The following is a 5,513-nucleotide window of genomic DNA, read 5'->3' as shown; positions in this document are numbered from 1 at the left end:
CCCGACACCCTGCTGGAGCCGGGCGTCCTAGCCGACCAGGTCGCACGCGCCATCGCAGGCGGGGCCGGGCTCGTCCAATATCGCCACAAAGGCACGGATCGGGAACATCGACGCGACCAGGCGATCGCGGTACTCGGCGCCTGCCGTGCCGCGGGTGTCCCCCTCGTCGTCAATGACGATGTGGCACTCGCCGCGCAGCTCGGCGCCGACGGGGTCCACCTCGGCCGCGACGACGGCGACCCGATCGCGGCCCGTCGGCGCCTCGGAGCAGACGCCATCATCGGCGTCTCCTGCTACGACGACTTAACCCTCGCACGGGCCGCCGAGCAGGCCGGGGCCAGCTATGTCGCCTTCGGAAGCTTCTTCCCCTCGGCCACCAAACCGCATGCGGTACGGGCCTCTTCGGGGCTTCTGAGCACGGCGCGCGACAGCCTTCGCATTCCCGCGGTTGCGATCGGCGGGATCACGCCACAAAATGGCGGGCTATTGATCGCGGCGGGCGCCCGGATGCTGGCGGTCGTGACCGGTGTCTTTGCGCAGCCGGACCTCGCCGCCGCGGCGCGCGCCTATGCCTCACTCTTTGTCGACGGAGACCCCCGATGAGCCGATCCCACGATCTCTTCCAAGCCGCGCAGCGCCATATCCCCGGCGGCGTGAATTCGCCGGTGCGCGCGTTTCGCGGCGTCGGCGGCGATCCGGTCTTCTTCGAGAGAGCGTCCGGGGCCTATGCCGTCGACGCCGACGGCAAGCGCTATGTCGACTATGTCGGCTCCTGGGGCCCCATGATCCTCGGGCACGCCCATCCGCAGGTCATCGCGGCCGTGCAGGAGCGCATCCAGAAGGGCCTCTCCTTCGGCGCCCCGACCGAGCTCGAAACGACCATGGCCGATCGCGTCTGCGAGCTGGTCCCGAGCATGGATATGGTGCGCATGGTCAGCTCCGGGACCGAGGCGACCATGAGCGCACTGCGTCTGGCCCGCGGCTACACGGGTCGCGACAAGGTGATCAAGTTCGAGGGCTGCTACCACGGCCATGTCGACTCGCTGCTGGTGAAGGCCGGCTCGGGCGCACTGACACTCGGCGAGCCGAGCTCCCCCGGCGTGCCCGCGGCCCTGGCCGAGCTGACCATCACGCTGACCTACAACGACCTGGCGCAGGTGCGCGAAACCTTCGCCGAGATCGGCAGCGAGATCGCCTGCATCATCGTCGAGCCGGTCGCCGGCAACATGAACTGCATCCCGCCCGTGCCGGGATTCCTCGAAGGTCTGCGTGAGATCTGCGACCAATACGGCGCGGTGCTCATCTTCGACGAGGTCATGACGGGCTTTCGCGTCTCGCGCGGCGGTGCGCAGGAGCTGTTCGGCATCACGCCGGATCTGACCGCGCTCGGCAAGGTCATCGGCGGCGGCATGCCGGTCGGGGCCTTCGGCGGCAAGCGCGAGATCATGTCCCGCATCTCCCCACTCGGGCCCGTCTATCAAGCCGGCACACTCTCGGGCAACCCGATCGCGATGGCGGCCGGCCTCAAGACCCTCGAGCTGCTCAGCGAGCCGGGCTTCTACGACCGCTTGAGCGCCACCACGGAAGAGCTTCTCGTCGGCCTGCAGGCACGCGCCGATGTCGCGGGGATCCCCTTCAGCACCAACCAGGCCGGCGGCATGTTCGGACTCTTCTTCACCGGCGAGAAGGTGACCAATTACGCGCAGGCGACGACCTGCAATCAGGAGCAGTTCAAGACCTTCTTCCATGCCATGCTCGAGCGCGGGGTCTACTTGGCGCCTTCCGCCTTCGAGGCCGGTTTCGTCTCGATGGCGCACGGCGAGGCCGAGATCCAGGCGACGTTGGATGCGGCAGAGGAGAGTTTTGCCCTCGTCGCCCATTAAACCGCGCCCGGCGTGTCATGCCGCGTCGGTGCGTCGGCTCTGCCTCGTAACACCCAACCAGCGCCGGAGCCGGCGCGGTTTAAGAGTTCAAGAAGTTACTTTTGAACCGCGCCGAGCAAGCGGCGCTCGGTGATTGATCCAGTCAAGAATCCCATTCCAACGGCCTGTCTGCATTCACGTCAGTCTTGAGCATCTGCCCGTATCCTCCTCGCCTCGAGGCCCCGACATCCTCGGTCCATCCCGGGGGCGCGGGGGTCAGTCACCCATCCCTGCACGCCCGGCATCTGCGACTTGACGGCCTCGCTCAAAGGCGATAATTCGCCATCCCCTCTCCATCTGACCCGAATATCCTCGGGCTTTGTCCGGACCGCGCGCCCCAAGCGCGCGGTCCGGACAAAGCCCGAGTGCGGATTGCAAATTTGTTTCCGCCTCGCTAGTGTTGCATCGCAGCAAATACGCAGAAGCCTTCCGGTCTCAGCGAAGGCCATCGCTCACCAACCGAGGAAATCACCATGGGTTATCAAGCCGTCTACGAGCGATCGATGAAGGATCCGGAGTCGTTCTGGGCCGAGGCCGCCGAGCTTATCGACTGGGATCGGCCGTGGGACAAGGTCCTGGACAGCTCCGATGCGCCCTTTCATCGCTGGTTCGCGGGCGGAATGCTGAACACCTGCTACAACGCCGTGGATCGGCACGTCACCGCCGGACGCGGCGATCAACCCGCCATCATTCACGACAGCCCCGTCACCGGCTCCAAGACGGTGATCACCTATGCGGAGCTACAGGATCAGGTTGCGCGCTTCGCCGGGGCCTTGCTCGCGCTCGGCGTCAACAAGGGGGACCGGGTCATCGTCTATATGCCGATGGTGCCGGAAGCCGCCGTGGCCATGCTCGGCTGCGCGCGGATCGGTGCCATCCATTCGGTGGTGTTCGGCGGATTCTCCGCGCGCGAGCTGGCCACCCGGATCGACGACGCCAAGCCCAAGGTGATGGTCGCCGGATCCTGCGGCATCGAGCCTAATCGGGTCGTCCACTACAAGCCGCTGCTCGACTCGGCCATCAATCTGGCCGAGCACAAGCCCGAGCACTGCATCATCCTGCAGCGCGAGCAGGAGCCGGGCACCCTGATCGCGGGACGCGACCTCGGCTGGGCCGAGGCACTCGCCGCCGCCGAGCCGGCCGCCTGTGTCTCGGTCGCCGCGACCGACCCGCTCTATATCCTCTACACCTCCGGCACCACAGGCCAGCCCAAGGGCGTGGTGCGCGACAACGGCGGACACGCGGTCGCCATGGCCTGGAGCATGGAGAACGTCTACAACGTCAAGCCCGGCGAGGTCTTCTGGGCCGCATCCGACGTGGGCTGGGTGGTGGGGCACTCCTACATCGTCTATGCGCCGTTACTGGCGGGCTGCACCACGATCGTCTACGAGGGCAAACCGGTCGGCACGCCCGACGCCGGGGCCTTTTGGCGCGTGATCTCCGAGCACAAGGTCTCCGTGCTCTTTACCGCGCCCACCGCCTTCCGCGCCATCAAGCGCGACGATCCGAACGCCGAGCATCTCGGGCGTTACGATCTGGGCAACCTGCGCGCGCTCTTCCTTGCAGGCGAGCGGTGCGACCCGGATACACTCGGCTGGGCGCAGAAGATCCTGGACATCCCGGTCATCGACCACTGGTGGCAGACCGAGACCGGCTGGGCGATCGCCGCGAACTGTCTGGGCATCGAGCAGCTCCCGGTCAAGCCCGGCTCGACGACCCGCGCCGTACCTGGTTACGACATTCAGGTCCTGGACGACGAGGGTGTCCCGGTCTCGCCCGGCGACATCGGACGCATCATGATCAAGTTACCGCTGCCGCCCGGCTGCTTGCCCACGCTCTGGGGCAACGACGCGCGCTTCATCCAGTCGTATCTTTCGGCGCAGCCGGGCTATTACCTGACCGGCGATGCCGGCTATCTGGACGAGGACGGCTACCTGTTCGTGATGAGCCGCATCGACGACATCATCAATGTCGCCGGTCACCGACTCTCCACGGGCGCGATGGAAGGTGTCCTGGCCTCCCACCCGGATGTGGCCGAGTGCGCCGTGATCGGGGCGCACGACCAACTCAAGGGCGAGCTGCCCGTGGGGCTTGTGGTGCTCAAATCGGGTGTTTCGCGCGAGGATGCCTTCATCACCAAAGAGCTGGTGAATCTGGTCCGCGATCAGATCGGACCCGTCGCCGCGTTCAAGACCGTGGTCGTGGTGCAGCGCCTGCCCAAGACCCGCTCGGGCAAGATCCTGCGCGGCACCATGAAGTCGATCGCCGACGGCAAGGACTACCGCATGCCCGCCACGATCGACGACCCATCGATCCTCGAAGAGATCGAAACGGCTCTGGGCACGATCGGATACGCCCGGCACGCCTGATCCGGACGCCCCGCTCAACCGCCGGGGTCGGGGCTCGCAAACCGACCCAGGCGAGACATTATGTCGACACTTAAACTTGACACCTCCCAATAATGGTCTAAATTAAGATCATCACCGGATCAAGTGTCGACACTTATGATATCCGCCACAGCCGACTCCCTGGACGAGGAAACCTCGACGATCGCCGATCGCGTCTTCGGTCAGGTGCGCCAGGCGATTGTCGAGGGCGAGATCCCCGCCGGAAGCAAGATCAGCGAGCCTGCGCTCGCGGCCCGCTACGGGATCAGCCGTGGCCCGCTGCGTGAGGCCATGCGCCGGCTCGAATCCACCAATCTCGTCGAACGCCGCCCGAATCTGGGTGCGCGGGTCATCACCCTGTCGAACGATGAGCTTCTTGAGATCTATGTGATCCGCGAGGCGCTTGAGGGCATGGCCGCGCGCATCGCCGCGGAACGCATGTCCGATGCGGCCATCGCTGACTTAAAGGGCCTCTTGGAGCAGCACAGGCGAGAGGTCGCTCGCGCCGATTGGCAAACCTATTTCCAGGAGGAAGGCGATCTCGACTTCCACTTTCGCATCGTCCAGGGCAGCGGCAACCGGCGTCTCATCGACATCCTCTGCAACGACCTCTACCACCTCGCGCGCATGTACCGCTGCCAGTTCGGGATGAAGAGCGACCGGGCCGCGGACGCGCTCAAGGAGCATGAGCTGGTGGCCGACGCCATCGCCGAACGCGACGGCGAGTTGGCCGAATGGCTGATGCGACGGCATATCCGCGCCTCGCGACGGGCGATCGAGCGTCGGCTGGCGGGCGAGCGTTGAGCGGCCAGCCACCAGCGCTTGGATCGCGGGACACGATCGAGACCGTCCAAACTCGTTGTCGTTGTCGTTGTGTCGATGGTCGATGACGACAACGACAACGACAACGACAACGAATGGTTCTGACACAGCTACTCGTGCTGCAAGTGCGATGCACCTGTAACGATATATTTTTTAATAACCTAAACCGCGCCTGCTCCAGCGGTCGTCAAGTCTGCCGGGGCCGATCCCATCCAAAAACACCGCATACCGCGCCAGGCGCGGTTTAGAAGGAGATGACCCGCATGACCGAAACTCTCACACCCGGCGCCCGCCTCCGGCTAGCCGTCAAAGAGGAGCATCCTCTGCAGGTGGTCGGCGCCGTCAACGCCTATCACGCCATGATGGCCGAGCGCACCGGTTA

The 5,513-nt window shown here is 65.4% G+C and carries 4 protein-coding genes and 1 pseudogene; all 5 read left to right on the top strand.

The features are described from left to right. Window positions 1-603, top strand: a 603-nt coding sequence (gene thiE, locus VLR48_RS02160; RefSeq protein WP_414718566.1) for a thiamine phosphate synthase, incomplete at its 5' end; no start/stop codon positions are given. Beyond that, window positions 600-1,883 carry a glutamate-1-semialdehyde 2,1-aminomutase gene (gene hemL, locus VLR48_RS02155; protein WP_325290202.1) on the top strand — a complete coding sequence of 428 codons (1,284 nt, stop codon included), beginning with the start codon at window positions 600-602 and terminating at the stop codon, window positions 1,881-1,883. The genes thiE and hemL, both read left to right, overlap by 4 nt. Before the next feature lie 512 nt (window positions 1,884-2,395). Next, a complete protein-coding gene (locus tag VLR48_RS02150) occupies window positions 2,396-4,291 on the top strand; it encodes a propionyl-CoA synthetase (RefSeq protein WP_325290201.1) in 1,896 nt (631 codons plus the stop codon). A 135-nt stretch (window positions 4,292-4,426) separates the two neighbouring features. Further along, entirely contained in the window at window positions 4,427-5,113 is a 687-nt protein-coding gene (locus VLR48_RS02145) for a GntR family transcriptional regulator (protein WP_325290200.1), read from the top strand. A gap of 281 nt (window positions 5,114-5,394) precedes the next feature. Further along, a pseudogene (gene prpB, locus VLR48_RS02140) lies at window positions 5,395-5,513 on the top strand (methylisocitrate lyase); the annotation flags it as partial.

The organism is Thiocapsa sp. (assembly GCF_035467215.1).
Lineage (GTDB): Bacteria > Pseudomonadota > Gammaproteobacteria > Chromatiales > Chromatiaceae > Thiocapsa.
Note: the sequence above shows the minus strand (reverse complement) of the source record. Positions and strands in the feature narration are given on the sequence as shown.

Excerpts from the sequence above, each read along its gene's own strand:
- VLR48_RS02145 (WP_325290200.1), top strand. The coding sequence starts at position 4,427 with ATGATATCCGCCACAGCCGACTCCCTGGACGAGGAAACCTCGACGATC.
- hemL (WP_325290202.1), top strand. The coding sequence starts at position 600 with ATGAGCCGATCCCACGATCTCTTCCAAGCCGCGCAGCGCCATATCCCC.
- VLR48_RS02150 (WP_325290201.1), top strand. The coding sequence starts at position 2,396 with ATGGGTTATCAAGCCGTCTACGAGCGATCGATGAAGGATCCGGAGTCG.